Raw genomic sequence first — 24406 nt, forward strand, 5'->3', positions numbered from 1 at the left:
CCGAATTAACACTAACCTTGATCCGCCAGGTAATCAGGCAGTTCCTTGATATCGCCTCATGTTGCACTGCAGCGCCCGGCCTTTCGGCCAGCACTTTTAAGTGCTGGCTAACGCGAGGGTATGGCCGAGATCCTGCGATAATCGCATTATGCAGGTCGTGAGCGTGCAGCGATACTGCTCGATCTCGCGCTAGATCTTGCGTTGGATCCCAAATAAACAAGTGCACCGCCCCAACCGGTTGACCTCACACTATGCCGCGCCCAATTTCCGCCGTCGTTCATACCGCCGCCCTGGCTAACAACCTCGCTGTGGCCCGGCGCTGTGCGCCTAACTCGAAAGTTTGGGCGATCGTCAAAGCTAACGCGTACGGACATGGTTTGGCGCGTGCCTTTCCTGGCTTACGTGGCACCGACGGCTTTGGTTTGCTCGACCTCGATGAAGCGGTTCGACTGCGCGAATGTGGCTGGGCTGGACCGATTTTGCTGTTGGAAGGTTTTTTCCGGCCGGCCGATCTTGACGTCGTCGAGCGCTATAGCCTGACGACCGCTGTGCATTGCGACGAGCAATTGAGGATGATCGAGGTCGCGCGCCTGACCAAACCCATCAACATCCAGCTCAAGATGAATACCGGCATGAACCGCCTCGGCTACACGCCAGAGCGTTTCAGGGCGGCCTGGGAGCGTGCGCGCAGTTGCTCCTGCATAGGCCAGATCACGTTGATGACGCATTTTTCCGACGCCGATGGCGAGCGCGCCGTGGCGCATCAAATGGAAGCGTTCGAGCGCGGCGCGGAAGGCATCGCGGGGGCGCGCAGTCTGGCGAATTCGGCGGCCACGCTGTGGCATCCGCAGACGCATTTCGACTGGGTACGTCCCGGCATCCTTCTGTATGGCGCCTCGCCTTCCGGGCAGGTCAGTGCGCTGCAAGGCACCGGTTTGCAACCGAGCATGACTTTGGCCAGTGAGATCATCGGTGTACAAAATCTGCGGGCGGGCGACACGGTGGGGTATGGCTCGACCTTTACCGCGGACACCGCGATGCGCATCGGCGTGGTCGCTTGCGGTTACGCGGACGGCTATCCGAGGCATGCGCCGAATGGCACGCCGGTGGTTGTCGACGGCGTGCGCACACGCATCGTCGGACGAGTCTCCATGGACATGGTCACGGTCGATTTGACGCCATGCCCGGGCGCCGGAGTCGGCACGGCAGTCGAACTGTGGGGGGCAGCCTTGCCGATCGACGACGTTGCCTTCGCCAGCGGCACGGTAGGCTATGAGCTGATGTGCGCGGTGGCGCCACGCGTTCCGATGCGGGCCGATTAAGACATGGCCAAAGTCGCGGTAGTCAAAACAAAAACGCTCTACAGTTGCACCGAATGTGGGGCGCAATCGCCCAAATGGCAGGGCCAGTGCCCCGCATGCAACGCCTGGAATACGCTGGTCGAAACCGTGGCGCAGACGCCGGGCGCGCATCGGTATCAAGCGCTGGCCGCCACGGCGCCGGTGCAGACGCTCGCGCAAATCGAGGCCGCCGACGTGCCGCGTTTTTCGACAGGCGTGGGCGAATTCGACCGGGTGTTGGGTGGTGGCCTAGTGCCGGGCGGGGTGGTGCTGATCGGCGGAGATCCGGGCATCGGCAAATCGACGTTGTTGCTGCAGTCGCTTGCCGAAATCGCTCGCTCGCGCCGCGCACTCTATGTCAGCGGCGAGGAGTCGTCGGCGCAGATCGCGCTGCGTGCGCAGCGCTTGGGCCTGCTCGAGGCCGGGGCGCCGGCCGCGGATTTGCGGCTTTTTGCCGAAATCCAACTGGAAAAAATTCAAGCGACGATCGAGGCCGAACGACCCGAAGTCGCAGTGATCGATTCGATCCAGACCATTTATTCCGACGCACTGAGTTCCGCCCCGGGTTCGGTGGCGCAGGTACGCGAGTGTGCGGCGCAACTGACACGGTTGGCCAAACAAACCGGTGTGGCGATCATCATGGTCGGCCACGTGACCAAGGAGGGTAATCTGGCCGGCCCACGCGTTCTGGAGCACATCGTGGACACAGTGTTGTACTTCGAAGGCGATACGCATTCGGCGTTTCGGCTGGTGCGGGCATTCAAGAACCGTTTCGGCGCAGTCAACGAGCTGGGTGTGTTCGCGATGACGGAGAAGGGGCTGCGCGGCGTGAGCAACCCCTCGGCGTTGTTTCTGTCGCACCATGAGCAGACCGTACCCGGATCATGCGTGCTGGTCACCCAGGAGGGCACGCGTCCCCTGTTGGTGGAGATCCAGGCACTGGTCGATACAGCGCATGTCCCCAACCCGCGCCGACTGGCGGTGGGGCTGGAGCAAAACCGGTTGGCACTGCTGCTCGCCGTATTGCATCGGCATGCGGGCATTGCGTGTTTCGATCAGGACGTGTTTCTCAACGCAGTGGGGGGCGTAAAAATCACCGAACCCGCAGCCGACCTGGCGATCTTGCTGGCGATTCATTCGTCGATGCGCAACAAGGCGTTGCCCAAAGGACTGATTACGTTCGGTGAGGTCGGCCTGGCCGGCGAAATCCGGCCGTGCCCGCGCGGTCAGGACCGTTTGAAGGAGGCCGCGAAGCTGGGGTTTTCGATCGCCTTGATCCCGAAAGCCAATGCGCCCAAGCAAGCGATCGATGGCTTGCAGATCATCGCCGTGGACCGTATCGAAGAGGCGATCGACCGGGTACGTGGCTTGGCCTGACGGATGGGCGGGCCAGTTTGATCGGCCCGCTTTCTCCTGCGCTGTTCGAGCGCTTCTTTACCCGAGCTGTTCGAGCTCTTCTTGTGCGAGCAACCAGGCTGCCTCAGTTTCGGCGAGCAGGCTTACCACTTCCCCTTGGCGTTTCAACGTCGCGGTCAGCCGGTTTTTTTGCTCGGCATCGTAGCTTGCCGGATCTGCGATCACGGCATCGAGCGTGGCCTTTTCCGCTTCCAAGGTCGCCATCTGCTTTTCAAGCTGAGTCAGCCGGCTTTGCAGCGGCTTGCGCAATTGCCCCGCCTTCTGCCGAGCATCGGCCTGCTCGCGCTTTTGTTCCTTGCGTTTGGCGATATCGTTTTCGCTGTCGCCTGCGGCAAGTGTCGGCGCCGACGCGGCTACGGCGACAGGCGCCGCGGCGCGCGGTGTCTTGTCCTTTTCAGCCTTCGCCGAGCGTTCGCCCTTGGTCGCTGCGCGTTGTGCCGCGGCATGCTGCAGCAACCAATCGCGATAGTCGTCGAGGTCACCATCAAACGGCTGCAATTCGTGATGCGCCACCAGCATGAAGCGATCGGTCGTGGCGCGCAACAGATGCCGGTCGTGCGACACGACGATCAAGGTGCCTTCGAACTGGGCAAGTGCCATGGTCAGCGCATGACGCGTTTCCAAATCGAGGTGATTAGTCGGTTCGTCCAGCAGTAACAGATTGGGCTTTTGCCAGATGATCAGAGCCAGAGCGAGACGCGCTTTCTCGCCGCCGGAGAACGGTGCGATGGGCGCCGTCGCCATCTCGCCGCGGAAATTGAAACTGCCGAGGAAATCGCGCAATTCCTGCTCACGGGCGTTCCCCGCGAGTCGGCTCAGATGGAGCAGGGCGGAGTCGCCATCGCGCAAGGTTTCCACCTGGTGCTGGGCGAAATAGCCCACTTGCAGGCCCTTGCCGTTCGTGACCTCGCCGGACAACGGCGCCAGCGTGCCGGCCAGCGTTTTGATCAAGGTCGATTTACCCTGGCCGTTTGCGCCGAGCAAACCGATGCGCTCGCCATTGGTGATCGATAGCGTGATCCCATCGACGATCACGATATCGGGCGCGTCCGCACTTTCGGTGTTCTTGTAGCCGCAGCGGATGGACTCCATGACCATCATCGGGTTGGGGGCTGCGGCCGGGGTCCTGAATTCGAAGGTGAACGGCGAGGCGACGTGCGCCGGCGCGATCAGCTCCATCTTCTCCAGGGCCTTGACTCGGCTTTGCGCTTGCTTGGCCTTGCTCGCCTTTGCCTTGAAGCGATCGACGAAGCTTTGTAGGTGGTCGATATTGCGCTTTTGCTTTTCGTAGGCGTTTTGCTGCAACGCCAGTTGCTGCGCGCGCAAGATTTCAAATTGGCTGTAATTGCCGCCGTAGCGCTTAATTTGCTTGTTTTCGAGGTGCAGCGTGACGTTGCAGATCGCGTCCAGGAATTCGCGATCGTGCGAAATCACGATCAGCGTGCCCGGATAGCGGCGCAGCCAATCCTCGAGCCAGACGATCGCGTCCAAATCCAGATGGTTGGTCGGCTCATCAAGCAGCAGCAGGTCGGAGCGGCACATCAGCGCTTGCGCCAAATTCAGCCGCATGCGCCAGCCGCCCGAAAAACTGCTGACAGGCTGGCGGGTCTGCTCGAGCGTGAACCCGAGGCCGAGCAACAAGGCTTCGGCGCGCGGTATAGCGGTATAGCCGTCGGCGTCGGCATAGGCCACGTGCGCATTGCCTTCGGCTGCGCCATCGTGAGCCGCCGCCGCTCGCTCGATCTCGGCTTCGATCTTGCGTAGCACGGCGTCGCCGTCGAGCGTATAGTCGGCCGCGCTGCGGTCGACCGCGGGGGTTTCCTGCGCGACGTGGGCGATTTGCCATGACGGCGGCACCGAGACGTCGCCGCCGTCGGAATGCAGCAATCCTCGCAACACGGCGAACAAAGTCGATTTTCCTGCGCCATTGGCGCCGACGAGGCCTGCTTTCTCGCCGGGATTGAGGGAAAACGTGGTGCTTTCGAAAAGCGGCTTGACGCCGCGAGCAAGGCTAAACTGATTAAAGCGAATCACAACGGGAACCGGCTTGGAAAAAACGCTATTCTAGACTGTTGCGGGCAAACCCATACGGTACTCGTCGCTTTAATCGTTATTTCAATCGTTATTTCAGCTTCTATCGGGGAGTTTTCATGTCGGATCTGTATGCATTTTCAGCTCGGACCCTGGCCGGACAGCCCGTCGAGCTGTCGCAATACCGGGGGCAGGTCCTGTTGATCGTCAATACGGCGAGCGAATGCGGCTTTACGCCGCAATATGAAGGCCTGCAGAAGCTGCATACGCAATTTGCGGAGCGCGGCCTACAGGTGCTCGGGTTTCCCTGCAATCAGTTCGGCCACCAGGAACCGGGCAGTTCTGCCTCTATCGGCGAGTTTTGCGACAGCAAATACGGCGTGTCATTTCCGATGTTCGAGAAAATCGATGTCAACGGCGAGCATGCGCACCCGCTATATCGTTATCTGACGGCGCAAAAGCCCGGCATGCTCGGGCTTAAGCGCATCAAATGGAATTTCACCAAATTCCTGGTCGATCGTAGCGGACAGCCGGTCAAGCGGTATGGCCCAAGCACTAAACCCGCGGCGATCGCCGCCGATATTGCGGCATTGCTGTAAGTCCGGTGCGGGCAACGCCTGGAGGATAGGCGCAAGCAAGCACGCTTAAAGAATGGGCGTAAGCAAGCGCGCCTAAAGGATAGGCGCGAACAAGCGCGCTACGTGCATGATGATGCGATTGAGTGTCGTGCCGCGCCTATATTCGTTCTGCTCGATGCGGCGGGCGAGGGTGAAATCGTGGGTCAGCATCGTCTCGACCTCGGCCGCGAACTTCCGGTCGACCGTCAGCACGGTGATTTCGAAATTCAGGCGGAACGAACGGTTGTCGAGATTGGCGCTGCCCACCGAAGCCGCAACGTCGTCGATCAACACCACTTTCTGGTGCACGAAGCCGGGGCGGTAGCAGTACATCTGGATTCCCGCGCGCACGGCGTCGTAGGCGTAGAGTTCCGAAGCCTTGAAAACCACGTAATGATCGGCGCGGCTCGGGATCAGGATGCGCACGTCCACGCCGCGCAAGGCCGCGAGCCGCAGTGCGGCGAACACAGCTTCGTCGGGCACGAAATACGGCGTGGTCATCCATAGCCGCTCTTTGGCCGAGTTGATCGCTTCGACAAAAAACAGCGAACAGGTTTCCTGCGCATCGGCCGGCCCGCTCACGATTACCTGGCAGTGCATGTCGCCGCCCTCGATCGGCAGCGGTGCGTCGAAGCGCGGCATGCTTTGGGTGGCCCAATACCAGTCTTCGATGAACGACATCTGGATCATGCCCACGGCCGGCCCTTCAACGCTGATATGCGTATCGCGCCAGGGCGCCAGCGGAGGCTCCAAGCCCATGTAGTCGTCGCCGACATTCAAGCCGCCGACGAACGCGATGCGGCCATCGACCACTACGATTTTCCGATGGTTGCGAAAATTCAGCTGGAAGCGATTGATGAAACGCGAAGTGGCGAATGCACGCATGTCGATGCCGGCGAGGCGCAATTTAGCGATGTATTTGCCCGGCAGCTCATAGCTGCCGATCCCATCGTACAAGAAATAGATTTTTACGCCCTGCTGCGCTTTTCTGATCAATAGTTCGCTCAGACGTCTGCCCAGGATGTCGTCGCGCACGATAAAGAATTGCAGGATGGCGTAGCGTTGCGCCGTCTCCAGCGCGGCGAAAATGGCGTCGAAGGTGGCCTCGCCATCGATCAGCAGGCGCACCCGGTTGCCCGAAACAAACGGTGTGCCGGCCAGACCAACCAGCGCGCGGGTCGCGCGCTGACCGATCAATTCGATCGGCTTTTGCAGATTGGCCGGGACGTGGCCGCTTTCTGCCACGCCCAGGTTCGAGCGCATGCGCTTATTGCCGAGCCGTCTCCTGTTGACGTAGCCTTCGAACCGGCTGCGCCCGAGAAACAGATAGGGGATCACCGTCAGGTAAGGCATGGCTACCAGCGATACGGCCCACGCAACGGCACCTTGCGAGGTGCGGGTATGCAAGATAGCGTGGCCGGCCGCAATCAGGCCCAGCAGGTGGCAGGTACCCACCACGATGCCCAGCAGGGGGAGATCCGAGGCGAACAGCATCGGTGTGTGCAGCGCGGCGAAGGACATGGCTAGACGGGCGCCGCGGGCTCAAGCGGGCAGGTCGGCGGCGTGAATCAGGAACACCGCATCGTCGCCTGCGCTGGTGGTCAGCCAAGTCAGATCGAGTCCGCCAAAGGCCGCTTCGACGTTCGCGCGCTCGTTGCCGATTTCGATCACCAGCAAGCCATCGTCGGTGAGCCACTCGCGCGCCTGGCCGATGATACGTCGCACCAGATCCATGCCGTCCATGCCGCCGGCCAGCGCCAGTGTCGGCTCATGACGGTACTCCGCGGGCAGCGAGAGCATCGACTCCGCGTTGACGTACGGTGGGTTGCTGATGATCAGATCGTAGCGGCGCGGCGGCAAGGGCTCGTACAAATCGCCGGCAAACAAGGCGATGCGGTCGTCCAGCGTGTAGTCGGTGACATTGCGATGAGCGACCTCAAGTGCATCGGTGGATACATCGACTGCGTCGACTTCGCAGTTCGGAAACGCGTCGGCCGCGAGTATCGCCAGACATCCCGAGCCGGTGCACAGTTCCAGCACCGCGCTGACCGCTTCGGGCTCGTCGATCCACGGGTGCAGGCGTTCATGAAGGACTTCGCCGATCAATGAGCGTGGCACGATCACGCGCTCGTCGACCGTGAAACGGTAGCCATGCATCCATGCTTCGCCGGTGATGTAGGCAGCCGGTACCCGTTCGGTGGCGCGTCGCTCGATCACGTGCATGACGGTATCGCGCTCCGAGTCGAGCAGTTGCGCATCGAGAAACGGGTCCAGCATGTCCAGCGGCAAGTGCAGCGTGTGCAGGATCAAGTACGCGGCTTCATCGTAGGCATTGGCCGTGCCATGCCCGAACGACACCTGGGCTTCGGTAAAACGGCTCACGGCGTAGCGCATCAGGTCGCGTACCGTGTTGAAAGGATGGGTCATGAGGCAGCTCGTAAGGTGAAGGCCAGGGCGCGGCGGTTACGTGAATGGAGCGGCGTGAGTTGCTTGAGCGCGTTCAGGCGATCAAGAGTTCAAGCACACGTCGATAAATATTCTTCAGCGGGTCGATAAAAGCGAGTTCGACGTTTTCATCGACCTTGTGGATGCTGGCATTGGGTGGACCGAACTCCATCACCTGTTTGCAAATGCGCGCGATAAAGCGGCCGTCGGAGGTGCCACCCGTCGTCGAAAGCGCGGTCTGCACACCGGTTTCGTCTTTGATCGCGCGCTCGAGCGCCTCCGACAAGTCGCCACGCGGCGTCAAGAACGGCAAGCCGCCGACCGTCCATTTCAGCTCGTAGTCCAGACCGTGCCGATCGAGAATCGCATGCATGCGCGCCTGCAAGGTGTCGACGGTGTTTTCGGTCGAGAAGCGGAAATTGAAATCGATTTCGATCGTGCCGGGGATCACGTTGGTGGCCCCCGTACCTGCATGTATGTTCGACACTTGCCAAGTCGTGGGCGGGAAATAGTCGTTGCCGCGATCCCATTCGACACCCACCAGCTCCACGAGCGGCGCCGCTGCCAGGTGGATGGGGTTGTTCGCCAGATGTGGGTAAGCGATGTGCCCTTGCACGCCCTTGATGATCAGCTTGCCGGACAGCGAACCGCGCCGGCCGTTTTTGACCATGTCGCCCAGGGTATCGACCGAAGTTGGTTCACCCACAATGCAATAGTCGAGGTGTTGGTCCCGTGCTTGGAGCAGTTCGACCACTTTGACCGTGCCATGGATGGCCGGCCCTTCTTCGTCACTGGTCAATAGAAATGCAATCGAATGCCGATGCTGCGGATGCGCAGCGACGAATTCTTCGCTGGCGACGACAAAGCCCGCCAACGAGGTTTTCATGTCCGCTGCGCCGCGCCCGTAGAGCTTGCCGTCGCGATGGGTCGGCACGAACGGGTCTGAATTCCAGGCGTCCAGCGGGCCGGTGGGTACGACGTCGGTGTGCCCCGCGAAGGCCAGGATTTTCGGCGCGGCAGCGCTGCCGCGCCGCACGGCCCACAAGTTGGTGACACCGCCCGAGACCAGGGTCTCGCAGGTAAAGCCGATTTTTTCGAGGCGCTCGATAACCAGTGCCTGGCAATCGCGGTCTTCAGGCGTCACTGAGGAACGGGCGATCAATGTTTCGGTAAGAGCGAGAGTACTCGACATAGTGCGTCAGATAAGTCCGTTAGATCCGTTACGGTTGCTGCGTGAGATGTGTTCGCGACGCCGCATCATGTGATTCGCGGCACCGAATAGTGTGATTCGCGGCACCGAATGGGCGCCCAGCTCATTTAAAGCGCGCGGCATATTCATCGGCGATGAATCCGACTGCAACCACGTGGCCATCGACTTCGACAACCGGACGCTTGATCACGGAAGGGTTTTCTATCATGACGGCGATCGCGCCGGCTGAGGTCTGCGCCGCGGCCTTTTGCGCATCGGAGAGCGCCCGCCAGGTCGTGCCACGCCGGTTCAGCAAAATGTCCAACGGCACGTCGTCGAGCCAGCGCTGCAGCAAGGCCGCGGACAATGTCCGTTTTTTGAAATCATGGAAGTCGAAGTCGACGTCTCGATCGGCTAGCCAAGTACGTGCTTTCTTTACCGTGTCGCAATTGGGAATTCCGTACACAACCATAGTCATCGATCTTGCCTTTTCATTGTGTCAGTGGGACGTTTGCCAATTTTTGTGCGGTGGGTCGTTGCCGGCGAGGTGCTGGCCGCCGCCTGCTGGCTGCCGCCCGCGCCCCGCATCATCGCGTGCGTTGCCCGCTCTAACCGTGGGCAACGCGTGCAACCGACCCTAGAACCTTTCGCGGGCCGAAACATTGAGGCGGCCTAAAACATGTGGCCTAAACCCGTGCCCCGGAATCAAGCCGAAAAGCAGGCTATAGGTGTTTGCAGAATTCCACGATACGCTGGGCACCTTCTATGCATTCTTCGACGTCGGCCACCAGCGCAAGTCTGACGAAATTGCGCCCGGGGTTGATCCCGTGCGCGTCGCGCGCGAGGAAAGAACCCGGCAAGACGGTCACATTATAGTCGGCGTACAGCCGCCGGGCGAACTCCGTATCGTCCAGGCCCAGGCCATCCACGCGAGCCCACAGATAAAACGCGGCATCCGGCAGCTTGACGTCGAGGTGCGCGGCCAGCATGGGAGTGATGGTCGCAAATTTACTCACATACTTGCGGCGATTTTCGATCACATGCAGTTCGTCCTGCCATGCCGCGGCGCTGGCGCTCTGAAACACCGGGCTCAACGCCGTGCCGTGATAGGTCCGGTATTGGAAAAATTGCTTGAGCAAATTGGCATCGCCGGCCACGAAGCCCGAGCGCATGCCCGGTACGTTCGAGCGTTTGGAAAGGCTGGAGAACACCACCAGACGCGCGTAGCTGTGGCCCAGCCGGTGTGCGGCCTGCATGGCTCCCAGCGGCGGGCGCGATTCGTCGAAATAGATTTCCGAGTAACATTCATCGGATGCGATGATGAAGCCATAGCGGTCGGACAACGCGAACAGTTCGCGCCAGTCTTCCAGCGTCATTACGGCGCCGGTTGGGTTTCCGGGTGTGCAGACATACGCCAGCTGAGTCCGAGCCCACACATCGTGAGGGATCTCTGCGTAGTTGCATGCGTAGTTGCGTGCGGGATCGCTATTGGCAAAATAAGGCTGCGCGCCTGCCAGCAACGCGGCCCCTTCGTAAATTTGATAGAAGGGGTTGGGACAGAGTACGATCGGGTCCGGCCGGCTGCGATCGACCACGGTCTGGGCAAATGCAAAAAGCGCCTCGCGCGATCCGGCAACCGGCAACACCTCCGTGACGGGATCCAGCGGCGGCAGGTGGTAGCGGCTTTCCAGCCAGGCGGCGATGGCACGGCGCAAGGCGTCGCTGCCCAGCGTCGCGGGGTAGACGGACAGTCCCGGCAGCGCTGCGATCAACGCGTCCTTGATCAATTGCGGGGTGGGATGCTTGGGTTCGCCGATGCCGAAGCTGATCGGGCGGTTGGCCGCGTCCGGCGTGATGCCGTCAAACAACACGCGCAGTTTTTCGAATGGATAGGTATGAAGTTGTGTGAGTAGTGGATTCACGTGCGCGGCCTTTCGCGTGCGAGCGGCGATAATCCGCCTGACAGAGGAATGAATGCTGAAAGTAGTGGAAAATTATACCTTGCGCCGGGGCTGGTCCGTGAGCGCAAGCTTAGGGATGCGCTCGTGCGTGCGCTTCTGGGTCCGTTTGTACGTCCGCTTGTACGTCTTTTTGCCGGCGAAAGCGGGCTGCGCGCCGGGCTGCGCGTTTGTCACGCCCGTATTGTCCCGAGTTGCTGCAAGACACGCCATGCGGGAGGCGCTATGACGATGCACCGCGCGCACCGCGGCGCACTGTGGCCACTCGCCGCGATCATGATCGGCTCCGCGGTATGGGGCGTGATCTGGTATCCACTGCGCATCCTTGCCGGCCTGGGCGTGAGCGCAACAGCGGCCGGCGCGCTGACGGGGCTCGCCGCCTGTGTCTTCATGGCCTTGTTCATCCGTGGCGGATTGCTGAAGATTCCGCTGAACCCGTTGGTGTTCGTGCTCGCGGTGGCGGCCGGTGTGACCAACGTCGGCTTCACGTGGGGCGTGATCCACGGCGAAGTGATGCGGGTTCTGCTGCTGTTCTATCTTTCGCCCGCGTGGACGGCGCTGCTAGCCTACGGCTTGTTGCATGAGCGGCTCACGCGCAGCGCGCTGCTGTTGACCGCGCTTTCGCTGGCCGGCGCAGGATTGATGCTATGGACGCCCGCTAGCGGCCTGCCATTACCGAACAACGCCGCCGAATGGTGCGGCCTGATCGCGGGGATGGGTTTCGCGATGAACAACGTCCTGACCTTGCGTATTTCCCGTACTTTGCCTAGCGTTACGCCTCAGATCAGAACCTTCCTGGTATTTGCCGGGAGCGCCGTGCTCGGTTTCGTGACGATGCATTTCGATAAGACGGCCGGGGTGCCCTTGCACTCATTGGCGCTATCGATGCCCCATCTGACGCTGGCGATCGAGCTGGTGGTCGGCATGGGCGTGGCGCTGGCGTTGAACAATCTGCTGATCCAGCATGGGCTGGTGCACGTCGCGGCCAACCGGGCGTCGCTGGTGATGTTGTTCGAAATCGTCGTGACGGCGCTGTCTTCTTGGTTGCTCGCCGATGAAGTTCCTGGCACGCGCGAATGGCTCGGCGGCGGGTGCATTGTGCTCTCCGCGGTGCTGGCAAGCTGGTTTCACCGAGAAAATAGCAGCGCGAGCGGCTCACAGGAGCCGCCGGCCAAACGGGCGGTGGTATGATGCGCAGCATGGATAATGCGCATGCCGGACCGGTGTTTTTTGCCGCCGAAATGTTGCTCACGCCCGGTTTGCGACTCGCTGGATTGCTTAGTGTGCTGGACTGATAGCCTTGGCGTTGGACTGATATTGTTTCAGCCCTGTGCCTGGGCCATGCGTTTCAATCCTGCATTTCGGCCATAGGTTGCAACCGGTTTTTTTTACCTAGGTTTCTACTTTTAAACAGCGATATCGCCGTGCGTCTGACCTCGATTAAACTCGCTGGCTTCAAGTCATTCGTCGATCCCACCCATTTCCAGGTGCCAGGCCAACTCGTCGGCGTGGTCGGACCCAATGGGTGTGGCAAGTCCAATATCATCGATGCCGTGCGCTGGGTGCTCGGCGAATCGCGCGCTTCCGAGCTGCGCGGCGAGTCGATGCAGGACGTCATCTTCAACGGCTCCACATCGCGCAAACCAGGCAGCCGGGCCAGCGTCGAACTTGTATTCGACAACGGCGAAGGGCGCGCGGCCGGACAATGGAGCCAATACAGCGAAATCGCCGTCAAGCGCGTGCTGACCCGCGACGGCACATCCAGCTACTACATCAATAATCTGCCCGCCCGCCGGCGCGATATCCAGGATATTTTCCTCGGCACGGGCCTGGGGCCACGCGCCTACGCAATCATTGGGCAGGGCATGATTGCGCGGATTATCGAAGCCAAACCCGAGGAGTTGCGGATTTTCCTTGAAGAGGCGGCGGGTGTTTCGAAGTACAAAGAGCGACGCCGCGAAACGGAAAGCCGTCTGCACGACACGCGCGAAAATCTGACGCGGGTCGAGGATATTCAGCGCGAACTCGGTAGCAACCTCGAAAAGCTGGAAGCGCAGGCAACCGTTGCGCAGAAATTCCGAGAGCTCAGCGCAGACGGCGAAGAAAAGCAGCGCCTGCTCTGGCTGTTGCGCAAGAACGAAGCGCACGCCGAGCAGCAGCGCCAGCAGCGCGCGATCGAATTGGGGCAGGTGGACCTCGAGGCGCAGGTCGCGAAATTACGCGAAGTGGAAGCCCAGCTTGAGACAGTGCGAGTCGCTTACTACGCGGCCACGGACGCGATGCAGGGCGCCCAAGGCGCACTCTACGAGGCCAATTCGGAAGTTAGCCGGCTCGAAGCCGAAATCAAATTCATTATTGAATCGCGCAATCGGGTGCAGGCCCAACTGGCCGCGCTGACAGCGCAGCGCGAACAGTGGTTGGCGCAGGCGGAAAAAGCGCGTGGCGATCTGGAACTGGCTGAAGAAGCGTTGGCGATTGCCGAAGAAACCAGCGTGCGCGCCCATGGCGAAGCGCTGAACGCGCATGATGCTCTGCCGGCAATGGAAGCCGGTTGGCGCGACGCCCAGAGCAGTCTGAGCGAGCAGCGCGCCGGCATCGCGCAGGTCGAGCAGGCGCTCAAGCTGGAGTCGGTGCATCAGCGCAATGCCGATCAGCAGTTGCAACAATTGCAGCAACGCGACGAACGTCTGAAGCTCGAATCGCGCGGGCTGGACGAACCCGATGCAGTCTTGCTCGAAAACACGCGCGCGCAGTTGGCCGAGCATGAGGAAATCCTGCACAACGCGCAGGATAGCCTTGAAGAGGCGCAGCACACCTTGCCGCGACTCGATGCCGAACGCCGTAGCGCGCAGGAGCGCGTGCAGTCCGAAGGCGCGCAAATCGCCCAGTTCGAGGCACGCCTATCCGCGCTCAAACAGTTGCAGGAAAGCGTCCAGACCGAGGGCAAGATCCAGCCCTGGCTGGAAAAGCACGAACTGGCCGCGTTGCCGCGCCTGTGGAAAAAACTGCACGTCGAAGCCGGTTGGGAAAACGCACTCGAGTCCTTGCTGCGCGAACGTTTGGCCGCACTCGAAATTTCCAATCTCGATTGGGTCAAGGCCTTCGCCACCGATGCGCCGCCCGCCAAGCTGGCGTTTTTCAGCCCGCCACCGGCTGGCCGGCCGTTTGAGGCACCGGCGGGCATGCGCGCATTGATGACGCTGGTGCGCATCGACGATCCCGGTTTGCGCGCGGTGCTCAATGACTGGTTGTCGAACGTGTTTATCGCCGATGACTTGGCTCAGGCCTTGGCGACGCGATCGCAATTGCCCGAGGGCGGCGCGTTCGTCGTGCCTAGCGGACACGTCGTCACACGCTCGGCGGTACAGCTCTATGCAGCCGATTCCGAGCAGGCCGGTCTGTTGGCTCGCGCGCAGGAAATCGAGAATTTGGGCCGCCAGGTCAGGGCGCAGGCACTGTTGGCCGACGAAGCGCGCAGCGCTTCAGTGCGTGCCGAAGCCGCTTATGGCCAAGCCGCTCAGGCGCTGACCGACGCACGTGCCCAGACTGAACGCGCGACCCAGCGGGTTCATGCGCTGCAACTCGATGTGCTCAAGCTCGCGCAAGCCCACGAACGCTATATGGCGCGCAGTACGCAGATCAGCGGCGAGCTCGAAGAGATCGCCGCACAGATCGACGAGCAGCGTGCCCAACGCGCCGAGTCCGAAGCCAAGTTCGAGCAATTCGATATGCAACTGGCCGAGCTCCAGGCGCGTTTCGAAGACGATCAACTGGCCTTCGAAAATCTCGACGCAACGCTCACGGACGCGCGTCAATTGGCTCGCGACCTGGAGCGCGCGGCGCAACAGGCGCAATACGAACAGCATAATGCCGCCAACCGGATCGGCGAATTCAAGCGCACGATCGAGACCGCCACGGAACAAGCCGAGCGCCTCGATCAAGCGCTCGAAGACACGCGCGCCGAACTCGAGACCATCAATCAGCAAACGGCGCATACCGGTTTGCAGGATGCGTTGGAGATCCGCAGCGAGAAAGAGGCGGCGCTGGCGACGGTGCGCATCGAATCCGATGCACTGACCGCGAACCTGCGCCAGCTCGACGAGCAGCGCCTGACGACGGAGCGCTCGCAGCAGCCCTTGCGCGACAAGGTCACCGAGTTACAGCTCAAGGAACAGGCCGCACGCCTGAACTTCGAGCAATTCGCCGAGCAACTGGTGCAGGCGGGGGCCGATGAAGCCGAGTTGCAGTCCAAACTCGCGCCTGAACTCAAGGCGTCCTATTTGCAAGGCGAGGTCACGCGCCTGAATAATGCGATCAATGCGTTGGGCCCGGTCAATATGGCGGCGCTTGACGAATTGACGACAGCGCGCGATCGCAAGCAGTTCCTCGACTCGCAATCGGCCGATCTGAACAGCGCGATCGAGACGCTGGAAGACGCGATACGCAGCATCGACCAGGAAACGCGGTCCTTGCTGCAGGGCACGTTCGACGAGGTCAACCGCCATTTCGGCGAATTGTTCCCGCGTCTGTTCGGTGGCGGACAAGCCAAGTTGATGATGACCGGCGAGGAAATTCTCGACGCGGGCGTGCAGGTGCTGGCGCAGCCGCCGGGCAAAAAGAATTCGACGATCCATTTGCTCTCCGGCGGGGAGAAGGCCTTGACCGCAACCGCGCTGGTGTTTGCGATGTTCCAGCTCAATCCCGCGCCATTCTGTCTGCTTGACGAAGTGGACGCGCCGCTGGACGATGCCAATACGGAGCGTTTCGCCAACCTGGTTCGGGCGATGTCCGAGAAAACGCAATTTCTGTTTATTTCGCACAACAAGATTGCGATGGAAATGGCTCAGCAATTGATTGGGGTGACGATGCAGGAACAAGGTGTGTCGCGCATCGTCGCGGTCGATATGGAAGCCGCCTCGAGTTTTTCGCAGAACGGGGTCTGAGGCGCGAGTCGCCGAGTCGATCAACGATGAGCCGACGGCGTTGCCAGTGCGCTCGATGCGACGGTCCAGCCGTTGCTGAAGCGGAGGCGGCGCCCTAGGTTCGCAACATAATAAGCGGAGTTTGCATGAACGAGCTGTATCTCGGAGTTGGAGGAGCGGGCGCTGTGGTGATCGCCGGAGTCATGGTCTATAACGCCTGGCAGGGTGCGAAGGTCCGGCGCAGATTACCGCAGCAGGCTACGCCGACGGACGCCGAGACCACGGTCGGCCGGGTTCCCGGCACGGGATTGGCCGGTGACTTCAACGACGAACGTCCGTTTATCGAGCCCGCAGTGAGTCCGCTGCGTCACGCAAGCACAGTCGATGTCCAGGAAGCGCGTCGCGAGCCGTCTTTCGGAGGCGGCGGGAGCGGCGGCGATCTCACTCGAACGCAAGAGCTCGATGCGGCTGCCGTGCCTGCGGTAGCACTGGCCGGAGGTGCGCAACCACCGATCGATCAGACCGCGCAGGAAGCCGCCGGTGAGGCGGAAGTTGCCGACGCGCTTACTGCGCCGCCAGTGGCTCCGATTTCGACCGGTATTCTCGATCGGCGTATCGATTGCATCGTGCCAATCCGTCTGGGTGGCCCTGTTTCGTATGAAAAGCTTGCGCCCCTCGCGCAACGCCTGCGCCGTGCCGGTAGCAAGCCGGTAGTTATTGAAGGACGACCCGAAGGACAAGTCGCTGAGCCGCAAGCCTGGGAAGCGTTACAGGCCGGCGGTCGCTATGACGAGATTCGGGTCGGCGTGCAACTAGCCAATCGCTCGGGCGCGCTCAACGAGCTCGAGTTTTCCGAATTCGTCACGGGCGTGCAATTCATCGTCGAAGCCGTGGACGGCGGCCCCGATTTTCCCGATATGCTGGAAACGGTCCAGATGGCGCGTGAACTGGACGGTTTTGCGGCGCAATGCGACGCCCAACTGTCGGTCAATGTCGTGTCGGACGGCGCACCCTGGTCGGCTAATTACGTCCAGGCGATCGCTTCGCAGGATGGCTTGCTGCTCTCGCGTGACGGCACGCGCTTCGTCAAGCTCGATGCACGTCAGAACCCTGTGTTCATGCTGCAATTCGAAGACACCAACTTCCTGCGCGACGATCTGACTTACAAGGGCGGCGAAATGATCACGTTGCTGCTGGATGTGCCGGTTGCCGATGAAGACATCTTGCCGTTCCGGCTGATGTGCGATTATGCGGTCTCGCTGTCGCAGCGCATCGGCGCGCATGTGGTCGACGATCAACGCCGCCCGTTATCGGAAAGCGCCTTGCTCGCGATCGAAAAACAATTGATGACGTTATACGCGCGGCTCGAACAAGCCGGTATCTCGGCGGGTTCGCCGATCGCGCGGCGCCTTTTCAGCAACTGATCTGTGGGCGGCCGGCACATCGGCCGCAGCGGCGAAATGTGACGTGCCGTTGGCGGCGTAGGCTGCGATAATTAATAGTCTGAATTCATCCTGCATCTACGCATGCCTTCTTCTCCCGATCTGTTCGCGGCATCTGCCGAACGCGCTGCCGAGCGCGCTGCCTGGTTGCGCGCCGAACTCGAACGCCATAACTATGCCTATTACGTGCTCGACGAGCCGGTATTGCCGGACGCCGAGTACGACAAGCTGTACCAGGATTTGGTGGCGATCGAAGCTGATCATCCCGATCTGATCACCCCCGAATCGCCGACCCAGCGCGTCGGCGGCGTGGCGCTCGACAGTTTCGCCTCCGTCACGCATTCCATGCCGATGTTGTCGCTCAACAATGGCTTCACGGACGCAGACGTGGAAGCGTTCGACAAGCGTACGGCCGAGGCATTGGGCGGCGATGAGGTCGAGTACGCGTGCGAACTCAAGTTCGACGGCTTGGCCATTTCGCTGCGTTACGAAAATGGGGTGTTGGTGCAAGCCGCGACGCGCGGTGACGGCGCGACCGGTGAGGACGTGACGGAAAACATCCGCACCGTCAAATCGATTCCGCTCAAACTCAAGCTCCAACCCAATCCTACCGGTCAGTTACCCGAAGTGTTGGAAGTCAGGGGTGAAGTGCTGATGTTCAAGCGCGATTTTGCGCGGCTGAATCAACGCCAGCGTGATGCCGGGCAAAAAGAGTTCGCCAACCCGCGCAATGCCGCCGCCGGCAGCCTGCGCCAGCTCGATCCGAAAATCACAGCAACCCGCGCATTGTCGTTTTTTGCCTATGGCATTGGCACGCTCACGGGCGTAGAGATGCCGCCGACGCATGGGGAGGTGCTCGACTGGTTCTCGACGCTGAGCCTGCCGGTTTGCCCGCAACGTGCACTGGTCAAGGGGGCCGCGGGCTTGCTCGACTTTTACCGGTCGATCGGCGAGCGCCGAGCCGAGCTGCCGTACGAAATCGATGGCGTGGTGTACAAGGTCAATCGGCGTGCCGATCAGGACCGGCTCGGATTTGTGTCGCGGGCACCGCGTTTTGCACTCGCGCACAAATTTCCGGCCGAAGAAGCGCTGACCCGTTTGATCGGTATCGATGTCAACGTCGGCCGCACCGGAGCCGTGACGCCGGTGGCGCGTCTTGAACCGGTATTCGTCGGCGGCGTGACGGTGACCAACGCCACCTTGCATAACGAAGAGGAAATTCGGCGCAAGGATGTGCTGATCGGCGATACCGTGATAGTGCGTCGCGCCGGCGACGTGATTCCCGAAGTGGTCGGTGCCGTTCTCGAACGTCGGCCCGCCGATGCCCGTGCATTTGTCATGCCCACGCATTGTCCGGTATGCGGCTCAAAAATCGAAAAATTACCCGATGAGGCGATCGCGCGCTGCACCGGTGGCTTGATCTGTGGCGCGCAACGCAAACAGGCGCTTTGGCATTTCGCGCAGCGCCGGGCAATGGACATCGACGGGCTGGGCGAGAAAATCATCGATCAATTGGTCGAGCAGCAATTGATACGCACGCCGGCGGATCTGTTCAAACTGGGGTTCGGCACGCTTGCGGCATTGGAGCGCTTCGCCGACAAATCCGCGCAGAATCTGCTCGACTCGATCGCGCACGCGCGTCAAACCACCTTACCTCGGTTGATTTATGCGTTGGGGATAAGGCATGTGGGCGAGGCGACCGCGCGCGATCTGGCGCGGTATTTTGGCGCGCTCGACCCGATCATGGTCGCCACGCAAGAAGAGTTGCTGGAAGTGAATGACGTGGGGCCTGTCGTGGCCGAAGCGATCGTGAATTTCTTTGCTGAACCGCACAACGTCGAATGTATCGAACAATTGCGCGCGGCGGGCGTGCAGTGGCCGGAGGGGCCGCCGGCGCAGAAAGCCGAGCCCGGTTTGTTGGCCGGTCGCACGGTGGTTTTGACAGGCACGCTACCGAATTTGTCGCGCGACGATGCGAAGGCCATGCTCGAAGCCGTGGGCGCTAAAGTGGCGGGGTCGGTCTCGAAGAAGACCGACTACGTGGTGGCGGGAGCCGAGGCCGGCAGCAAGCTGGTCAAGGCCGAGGAACTGGGTATCAAAGTGCTGGATGAGGACGGTCTGCGTTTGCTTCTGGAGGGCAAAAATCCATGATTCGCGAGATTATAAAGATGGGCGACGCGCGCCTGTTGCGTGTCGCTCAACCGGTGCAAAAGTTCGATACCCCGGAGCTGCATGAACTGATTTCGGACATGTTTGAAGTGATGCGCGACGCCAAGGGTGTGGGCTTGGCTGCGCCGCAGATCGGTGCTGATCTGCAACTGGTGATCTTCGGTTTCACCCGTAGCGACCGGTATCCCGACGCGAAGCCGGTTCCGGAAACGGTACTGCTCAACCCCGTGATTACGCCGCTTTCACCCGTCATGGAAGAAGGGTGGGAGGGCTGTTTGTCCGTGCCCGGACTGCGCGGCATGGTTCACCGACATACGAAAATCCGGTATCAGGGCGTCGATCAGTATGGCGCGCCTATCGACCGGATCGCTGAAGGTTTTCATGCGCGGGTAGTGCAGCACGAATGCGACCATCTGATCGGCAAGCTTTACCCGATGCGCATCACGGACTTTTCGAAGTTCGGCTATCTTGACGTGTTGTTTCCCGGCATGGATCCGGAAGGCGACGATTAGGTCGGGAACCCGGCACAGCCCCAACATCGGGGAGTGCGGCTTGATCGTGGCCGACTCGATTCGGGGGCCTGGACGCGCGGGACTTATCTGACTGATTTGATCCCTGCGCCGCCCCCGACGCTCATTACACGCTCAGAACGTTTCGCTGGGCAGTAGGTAGCGCCATTTGCCGGCGGGCAAGTTGCCCAATACGACCTGGCCGATACGAATACGCTTCAAGCCCACCACTTCGAGACCGACCAGCTCGCACATGCGGCGGATCTGGCGCTTCTTCCCTTCTCGCAAAACAAAGCGCAATTGTTCGCCGTTTTGCCACTCAACCTGAGCGGGCTTGAGCGGCTGCTCATCCAGCTCCAATCCGAAACGCAGGCGCTCCAGTTGTTCGGCGGGGAAATGCGCTTCCACATCGGTTTCGTGTCCGTTGTAGGACACGCGCACCAGATATTCCTTGTCGATTTCGCTTTTTTCACCGATCAACTGTTTTGCAATCCTACCGTCCTGGGTCATGACCAGCAAGCCGGTCGAATCGATGTCCAGCCGTCCGGCCGGAGCGAGCGCGCGAAGGTTGAACGGATGGAAACGGCGACCGCTTTCGTCGAGCTCCCACTGATTGGCGGGATTGATCAAAACCGCTGCGGGTTTGTAATCGTCTTCCGGTTGTCCTGACACATAACCCACGGGCTTGTGCAGCAGGATGGTTACCTGTTTTGCCTGGTCGGCGCGCGCAGCCGGCATCACGTCGATTTTCTGCTCTGCATGGACCTTGGCGCCCAGCGTGTCGACTTTGACGCCATCGACTTTTACCCAGCCCTGTTCGATCCATTCGTCGGCTTCGCGGCGTGAACACAAGCCGAGTTCGGACATCCGTTTGGACAAACGCATCATGCCGGTTTCGTCGACTTGGCGATTGGCCGAACTCGCGGCCGAGCTCGATGTTGCGGCCCCGCTGCGCGGCGCGGAAGCTCTGGGGCGATCGCCGGCGGGGCGTGCATCGGACCTGGCGTGGCTCGGGCTGCGCTCGCGCTCGGTCTCGGTACCGGAGCGCGACGACGAGCGCTCTCGACTGGCCGGGCTGCGGGCACCGTCACGCGGCGCGGCGGGGCGCGGCGTCGATGGGCGCGGGCCGGAAGGACGTGCTCCTGCACCTGCGCCGCGCGGTTTGTCCGAGCGCTCGCCGGTACTGGCGGTGCGGGGCTTATCCCAACTCGCTCCTGCGGCACGCGGCTTATCTGAGCGTGCCCCCGCACCGGTTGCACGCGGTGGTCGGTCCGAGCGCTCGCCGGTGCCGGCTGCGCGGGGCTTATCCCAACTTGCTCCTGCGGCACGCGGCTTGTCTGAGCGCGCTCCAGCGCCGGCTGCACGAGGTCGGTCCGAACGCTCGCCGGTGCCGCCTGCGCGGGGCTTATCCCAACTCGTTCCTGCGGCGCGCGGTTTGTCCGAGCGCGCTCCGGCGCCGGCCGTGCGTGGTTTATCGGATCTAGCGCCTGCGCTTGCGGCACGGGGTTTGTCTGAGCCGGCACGAGCGCCGTAGGTATCGCTTTTTCCCGGCGTAGCGCCGCGATCTTGCGATGAAGCGTTGCTGGCAGCCGGTGCGTCTTTGGGCCCTGAACGCAGGCTCGAATTCGGATTCTTACGCAAGCCAGGGCGTACAGGGGCGCGCGCCGGCGAAGCCGGCCGCGGATGCTTGGCGGTTAATTTGTCACGCATAAATTCTCACAGGCAGACACGTCGCCTATACGGCGAGCGCGCGCAGCAGTTCGGTTTCTAGTTGGAGTTGTAGACGGCTGTCAGATAGGCGTGCACCGTCGAGCAAAAATACGTCTTCGACGCGTTCGCCGAGCGTATTGATGCGCGCGGCATGCAGCCCGACGCGGTGTTCCGCCAGTAAACGCGAGATGGTATAGAGCAGGCCGGGGCGATCGTTTGCCGAAACTGACAGGATGTAATACTGGCCTCGCTCGTCGGCGCGCAAATCGACGCTGGGCGAGATCGGGAAAGTGCGGGACAGTCGAGACAAGCGTCCCTTCGACGGTTCCGGCAGTGGGACGGTGGGCGCCATAAGGCGTCCGGTGAGTTGTTTTTCGACCAGGTTCGCTATGTCGCGATAGTGGGAATCCATGCGGCTGTCGGCAACCAGGAAATTGTCGAGCGCATAGCCATGGCGCGTCGTGTGGACGCGCGCGTCGAGCACCGACAGCCCGCTGCGATCGAAGTATTCGCAAATCTCCGCAAACAGATCGGGCTGATCCTTGCAATACACGAGTACTTGCAAACTTTCCCCTATCGGCGACGGGCGCGCGCACACGATAGGCGTCGGGGTTTCGACATGTTTATACAGTAGCCGGGTCTGCCAGGCGATATCCTGCGCATCGTGACGCAGGAAATAGGCGACATCGAGCTGATCCCACAAGGCCTGCTGCGTACCGGGCGGAATCGTCTGCAAGCGTAGCAGCGTAAGCGCTTCTTCTTTTCGTGCACGCATCTCGGAATGGGCATCCGGGCGCGCACCTTCCAGCACGTTGATAGTGCTGCGATAGAGATCTTCGAGCAGCTTGCCTTTCCAGGCATTCCACACTTTCGGGCTGGTGCCGCGGATGTCCGCCACCGTGAGCAGGTACAGCGCGCTGAGCCGACGCTCGCTGCCGACCAGCTTGGCAAACTCGGTGATGATCTCCGGATCGCTGGTGTCCTGCTTTTGTGCAACCTGACTCATCGTCAGGTGATGCTGGACCAGCCATACCACCAGATCCGAGTCTTCCTCAGTGAAACCGTGTTCGTTGCAAAATGTGCGGGCGTCGGCCATGCCCAGCGTCGAGTGGTCGCCGCCACGGCCTTTGGCGATATCGTGAAACAGCGCGGCCGTATAGAGCACCCATGGCCGCTCGAAGTTGGAAATCAGCTGACTGCAAAACGGGTATTCGTGCGCGTGCTCGGCGACGGCAAAACGCCGGATATTGCGCAACACCATCAGGATGTGCTGATCGACCGTATAGACATGGTAAAGATCATGCTGCATCTGGCCGACGATGCGTCGGAAGTTGAGCAGATAGCGCCCCAGCACGCTCGTCTGGTTCAACAGACGCATCACGTGCGTGACGCCTTGCGGCTGTTTGAGAATTTCGATAAAAAGCTGGCGATTGATCGGATCACGCCGCCACTTCTGGTTCATCAGCTTGCGCGCGTTGTACAGCGCCCGCAGCGTGCGCGCCGAAAGGCCTTTCACGCCTGGGGTTTTTTCGAAGAGCAGGAACGCTTCCAGGATCGCGGTCGGTTCGCGTTCGAAAAGATCGTCGCTGATGATTTCGATCATCCCCTGCTTTTCGACGAAATGATCTGACAGCACGCGCGTAACGCCGCTGGTCTTCGGAAACAGTTGTGCCTCGATGTTCTGCAACAATATTGTCGAAAGCTGCGTCACCGCTTTGGCGGCCCAGTAGTACCGGCGCATCAACTGTTCGCTGGCGCGTTTGGTCGGCGTCGACGCGTAGCCGAAGCTCTCCGCGAGCGCATTTTGCAAATCGAACACCAGGATGTCCTGGCGGCGTCCGGCGATCAGGTGCATGCGCGTGCGCAGCGTTTTCAGAAAATTCTCGTTACGACGCAGTTCATTGGCTTCGTGTGAGGTAATCAGCCCGCGCGTGTCGAGTTCCTTCCAGCTATTGCCGAGGTTGGCTGCGCGAGTGATCCACAGGATCAACTGCAAGTCACGCAAGCCGCCCGGGCTTTCCTTACAATTGGGTTCCAGGCTGTACGGGGAGTCCTGGTACTTGGCATGCCGTTGACGCATTTCCAGCAACTTGGCCTGGAAAAAAACGCGCGGATCCAAGGTCTCGTTGAAGCGGCGCGAAAATTGCTCGAACAGGGCGCTACTGCCGAATAACTGGCGTGCCTCGAGCAGCGAGGTTTGCACGGTGACATCTTGCCTGGCTTCATCGATGCACTGCTCGACGGTGCGCACGCTGCTGCCGATCTCTAAGCCGAGATCCCATGCCATGCCGATAAAACGCTCCAGGCGCAATTCGAGGTCGGGATCGGGATCGCTCGGCAATAAAATCAAGATGTCGACGTCCGAACTGGGCGCCAGCTCGGCGCGTCCGAAGCCGCCCACGGCAACCAGCGTCAGCGTGGCAGGTAGATTGCACTCGCGCCAAGCGCAAGCCAGTGTGCGATCGGCCAGGCGGGCGAGGGCGCGGGTCAGTCCATCGACCTTGCCGGTGCGCTGGAAACGAGCAAGCAGGTCGGCTTTGGCGCTGCGAAATTCCGAGCGGATGATCGCGGTGGCGTTCGCCGCGATGGTGTTCGCCGAGGCGGCAGAGGGGGCGCAGACGGGTGGCTTCGAGACTAGGCTGCTCATAGGGTGTGGCG

At 61.2% G+C, this 24406-nt stretch carries 17 protein-coding genes; 9 read left to right on the forward strand and 8 right to left on the reverse strand.

From position 1 onward, the window contains the following. Nucleotides 1-251: 251 nt before the first annotated feature. Together alr and radA are read left to right on the forward strand one after the other, a co-directional pair. The gene (alr, locus tag GSQ77_RS13930) at nt 252-1322 is read left to right on the forward strand and encodes an alanine racemase (protein WP_158903192.1); all 1071 of its coding nucleotides are present in this window, start codon (nt 252-254) and stop codon (nt 1320-1322) included. Between the two features lie 3 nt (nt 1323-1325). Continuing rightward, a complete protein-coding gene (gene radA / locus GSQ77_RS13935; RefSeq protein WP_158903194.1) occupies nt 1326-2717 on the forward strand; it encodes a DNA repair protein RadA in 1392 nt (463 codons plus the stop codon). Between the two features lie 57 nt (nt 2718-2774). Here the strand turns inward: radA and GSQ77_RS13940 are convergent, their stop codons facing one another. Further along, nucleotides 2775-4790 carry an ATP-binding cassette domain-containing protein gene (locus GSQ77_RS13940; protein ID WP_158903196.1) on the reverse strand — a complete coding sequence of 672 codons (2016 nt, stop codon included), beginning with the start codon at nt 4788-4790 and terminating at the stop codon, nt 2775-2777. A 116-nt stretch (nt 4791-4906) separates the two neighbouring features. On the opposite strand from GSQ77_RS13940, the gene GSQ77_RS13945 reads away from it, so the two are divergent. Next, nucleotides 4907-5386 (forward strand): glutathione peroxidase, encoded by a 480-nt coding sequence (locus tag GSQ77_RS13945; protein WP_158903198.1) that lies wholly within the window; start codon nt 4907-4909, stop codon nt 5384-5386. Nucleotides 5387-5458: 72 nt separating this feature from the next. Here GSQ77_RS13945 and cls read toward each other — a convergent pair whose 3' ends face one another. From cls to dapC, 5 genes are all read right to left on the reverse strand, one after another. Beyond that, a complete protein-coding gene (cls, locus tag GSQ77_RS13950) occupies nt 5459-6898 on the reverse strand; it encodes a cardiolipin synthase (RefSeq protein ID WP_158903905.1) in 1440 nt (479 codons plus the stop codon). Between the two features lie 48 nt (nt 6899-6946). Beyond that, on the reverse strand, nt 6947-7831 hold the full coding sequence (prmB, locus tag GSQ77_RS13955) for a 50S ribosomal protein L3 N(5)-glutamine methyltransferase (RefSeq protein WP_158903200.1): 885 nt from the start codon (nt 7829-7831) through the stop codon (nt 6947-6949). Nucleotides 7832-7904: 73 nt separating this feature from the next. Beyond that, nucleotides 7905-9041, reverse strand: a complete 1137-nt coding sequence (dapE, locus tag GSQ77_RS13960) for a succinyl-diaminopimelate desuccinylase (protein ID WP_158903202.1) — start codon at nt 9039-9041, stop codon at nt 7905-7907. A gap of 121 nt (nt 9042-9162) precedes the next feature. Next, the gene (locus GSQ77_RS13965) at nt 9163-9516 is read right to left on the reverse strand and encodes an ArsC family reductase (protein WP_158903204.1); all 354 of its coding nucleotides are present in this window, start codon (nt 9514-9516) and stop codon (nt 9163-9165) included. A 244-nt stretch (nt 9517-9760) separates the two neighbouring features. After that, nucleotides 9761-10960, reverse strand: coding sequence for a succinyldiaminopimelate transaminase (gene dapC, locus GSQ77_RS13970; RefSeq protein ID WP_158903206.1), 1200 nt, complete (start codon nt 10958-10960; stop codon nt 9761-9763). Between the two features lie 261 nt (nt 10961-11221). On the opposite strand from dapC, the gene GSQ77_RS13975 reads away from it, so the two are divergent. The 5 genes from GSQ77_RS13975 to def all read left to right on the forward strand — a co-directional run bounded on the left by GSQ77_RS13975 (nt 11222) and on the right by def (nt 20041). Then, entirely contained in the window at nt 11222-12187 is a 966-nt protein-coding gene (locus GSQ77_RS13975) for a DMT family transporter (RefSeq protein WP_158903208.1), read from the forward strand. 233 nt (nt 12188-12420) lie between these two features. Beyond that, nucleotides 12421-15939 (forward strand): chromosome segregation protein SMC, encoded by a 3519-nt coding sequence (gene smc, locus GSQ77_RS13980; protein ID WP_158903210.1) that lies wholly within the window; start codon nt 12421-12423, stop codon nt 15937-15939. A gap of 125 nt (nt 15940-16064) precedes the next feature. Next, nucleotides 16065-17342 carry a cell division protein ZipA C-terminal FtsZ-binding domain-containing protein gene (locus GSQ77_RS13985; RefSeq protein ID WP_158903212.1) on the forward strand — a complete coding sequence of 426 codons (1278 nt, stop codon included), beginning with the start codon at nt 16065-16067 and terminating at the stop codon, nt 17340-17342. Nucleotides 17343-17444: 102 nt separating this feature from the next. Next, nucleotides 17445-19511, forward strand: a complete 2067-nt coding sequence (gene ligA / locus GSQ77_RS13990; RefSeq protein WP_158903214.1) for an NAD-dependent DNA ligase LigA — start codon at nt 17445-17447, stop codon at nt 19509-19511. Then, nucleotides 19508-20041, forward strand: coding sequence for a peptide deformylase (gene def, locus GSQ77_RS13995; RefSeq protein WP_158903216.1), 534 nt, complete (start codon nt 19508-19510; stop codon nt 20039-20041). The genes ligA and def overlap by 4 nt, the downstream gene beginning before the upstream one ends. A 132-nt stretch (nt 20042-20173) precedes the next feature. On the opposite strand, the gene GSQ77_RS29950 is transcribed toward def, so the two are convergent. Then, the gene (locus GSQ77_RS29950; RefSeq protein ID WP_367889667.1) at nt 20174-20926 is read right to left on the reverse strand and encodes a pseudouridine synthase; all 753 of its coding nucleotides are present in this window, start codon (nt 20924-20926) and stop codon (nt 20174-20176) included. Here GSQ77_RS29950 and GSQ77_RS29955 point away from each other — a divergent pair. After that, the gene (locus tag GSQ77_RS29955) at nt 20910-21572 is read left to right on the forward strand and encodes a hypothetical protein (protein WP_367889668.1); all 663 of its coding nucleotides are present in this window, start codon (nt 20910-20912) and stop codon (nt 21570-21572) included. The genes GSQ77_RS29950 and GSQ77_RS29955 overlap by 17 nt on opposite strands. A 201-nt stretch (nt 21573-21773) precedes the next feature. On the opposite strand, the gene GSQ77_RS14005 is transcribed toward GSQ77_RS29955, so the two are convergent. Next, nucleotides 21774-24395 (reverse strand): [protein-PII] uridylyltransferase, encoded by a 2622-nt coding sequence (locus GSQ77_RS14005; protein WP_158903220.1) that lies wholly within the window; start codon nt 24393-24395, stop codon nt 21774-21776. Between the last annotated feature and the right edge of the window lie 11 nt (nt 24396-24406).

Origin of the sequence: Burkholderia sp. L27(2015) (genome assembly GCF_009765705.1) — a bacterium.
GTDB lineage: Bacteria > Pseudomonadota > Gammaproteobacteria > Burkholderiales > Burkholderiaceae > LMUX01.

Bases quoted from the DNA above. Each gene is read 5' to 3' on its own strand.
- alr (WP_158903192.1), top strand. From the start codon at position 252: ATGCCGCGCCCAATTTCCGCCGTCGTTCATACCGCCGCCCTGGCTAAC.
- radA (WP_158903194.1), top strand. From the start codon at position 1,326: ATGGCCAAAGTCGCGGTAGTCAAAACAAAAACGCTCTACAGTTGCACC.
- GSQ77_RS13945 (WP_158903198.1), top strand. From the start codon at position 4,907: ATGTCGGATCTGTATGCATTTTCAGCTCGGACCCTGGCCGGACAGCCC.
- cls (WP_158903905.1), bottom strand. From the start codon at position 6,898: ATGCTGTTCGCCTCGGATCTCCCCCTGCTGGGCATCGTGGTGGGTACC.
- prmB (WP_158903200.1), bottom strand. From the start codon at position 7,831: ATGACCCATCCTTTCAACACGGTACGCGACCTGATGCGCTACGCCGTG.
- dapE (WP_158903202.1), bottom strand. From the start codon at position 9,041: ATGTCGAGTACTCTCGCTCTTACCGAAACATTGATCGCCCGTTCCTCA.
- GSQ77_RS13965 (WP_158903204.1), bottom strand. From the start codon at position 9,516: ATGACTATGGTTGTGTACGGAATTCCCAATTGCGACACGGTAAAGAAA.
- GSQ77_RS13975 (WP_158903208.1), top strand. From the start codon at position 11,222: ATGACGATGCACCGCGCGCACCGCGGCGCACTGTGGCCACTCGCCGCG.
- GSQ77_RS13985 (WP_158903212.1), top strand. From the start codon at position 16,065: ATGAACGAGCTGTATCTCGGAGTTGGAGGAGCGGGCGCTGTGGTGATC.
- ligA (WP_158903214.1), top strand. From the start codon at position 17,445: ATGCCTTCTTCTCCCGATCTGTTCGCGGCATCTGCCGAACGCGCTGCC.
- def (WP_158903216.1), top strand. From the start codon at position 19,508: ATGATTCGCGAGATTATAAAGATGGGCGACGCGCGCCTGTTGCGTGTC.
- GSQ77_RS29950 (WP_367889667.1), bottom strand. From the start codon at position 20,926: ATGATGCGTTTGTCCAAACGGATGTCCGAACTCGGCTTGTGTTCACGC.
- GSQ77_RS14005 (WP_158903220.1), bottom strand. From the start codon at position 24,395: ATGAGCAGCCTAGTCTCGAAGCCACCCGTCTGCGCCCCCTCTGCCGCC.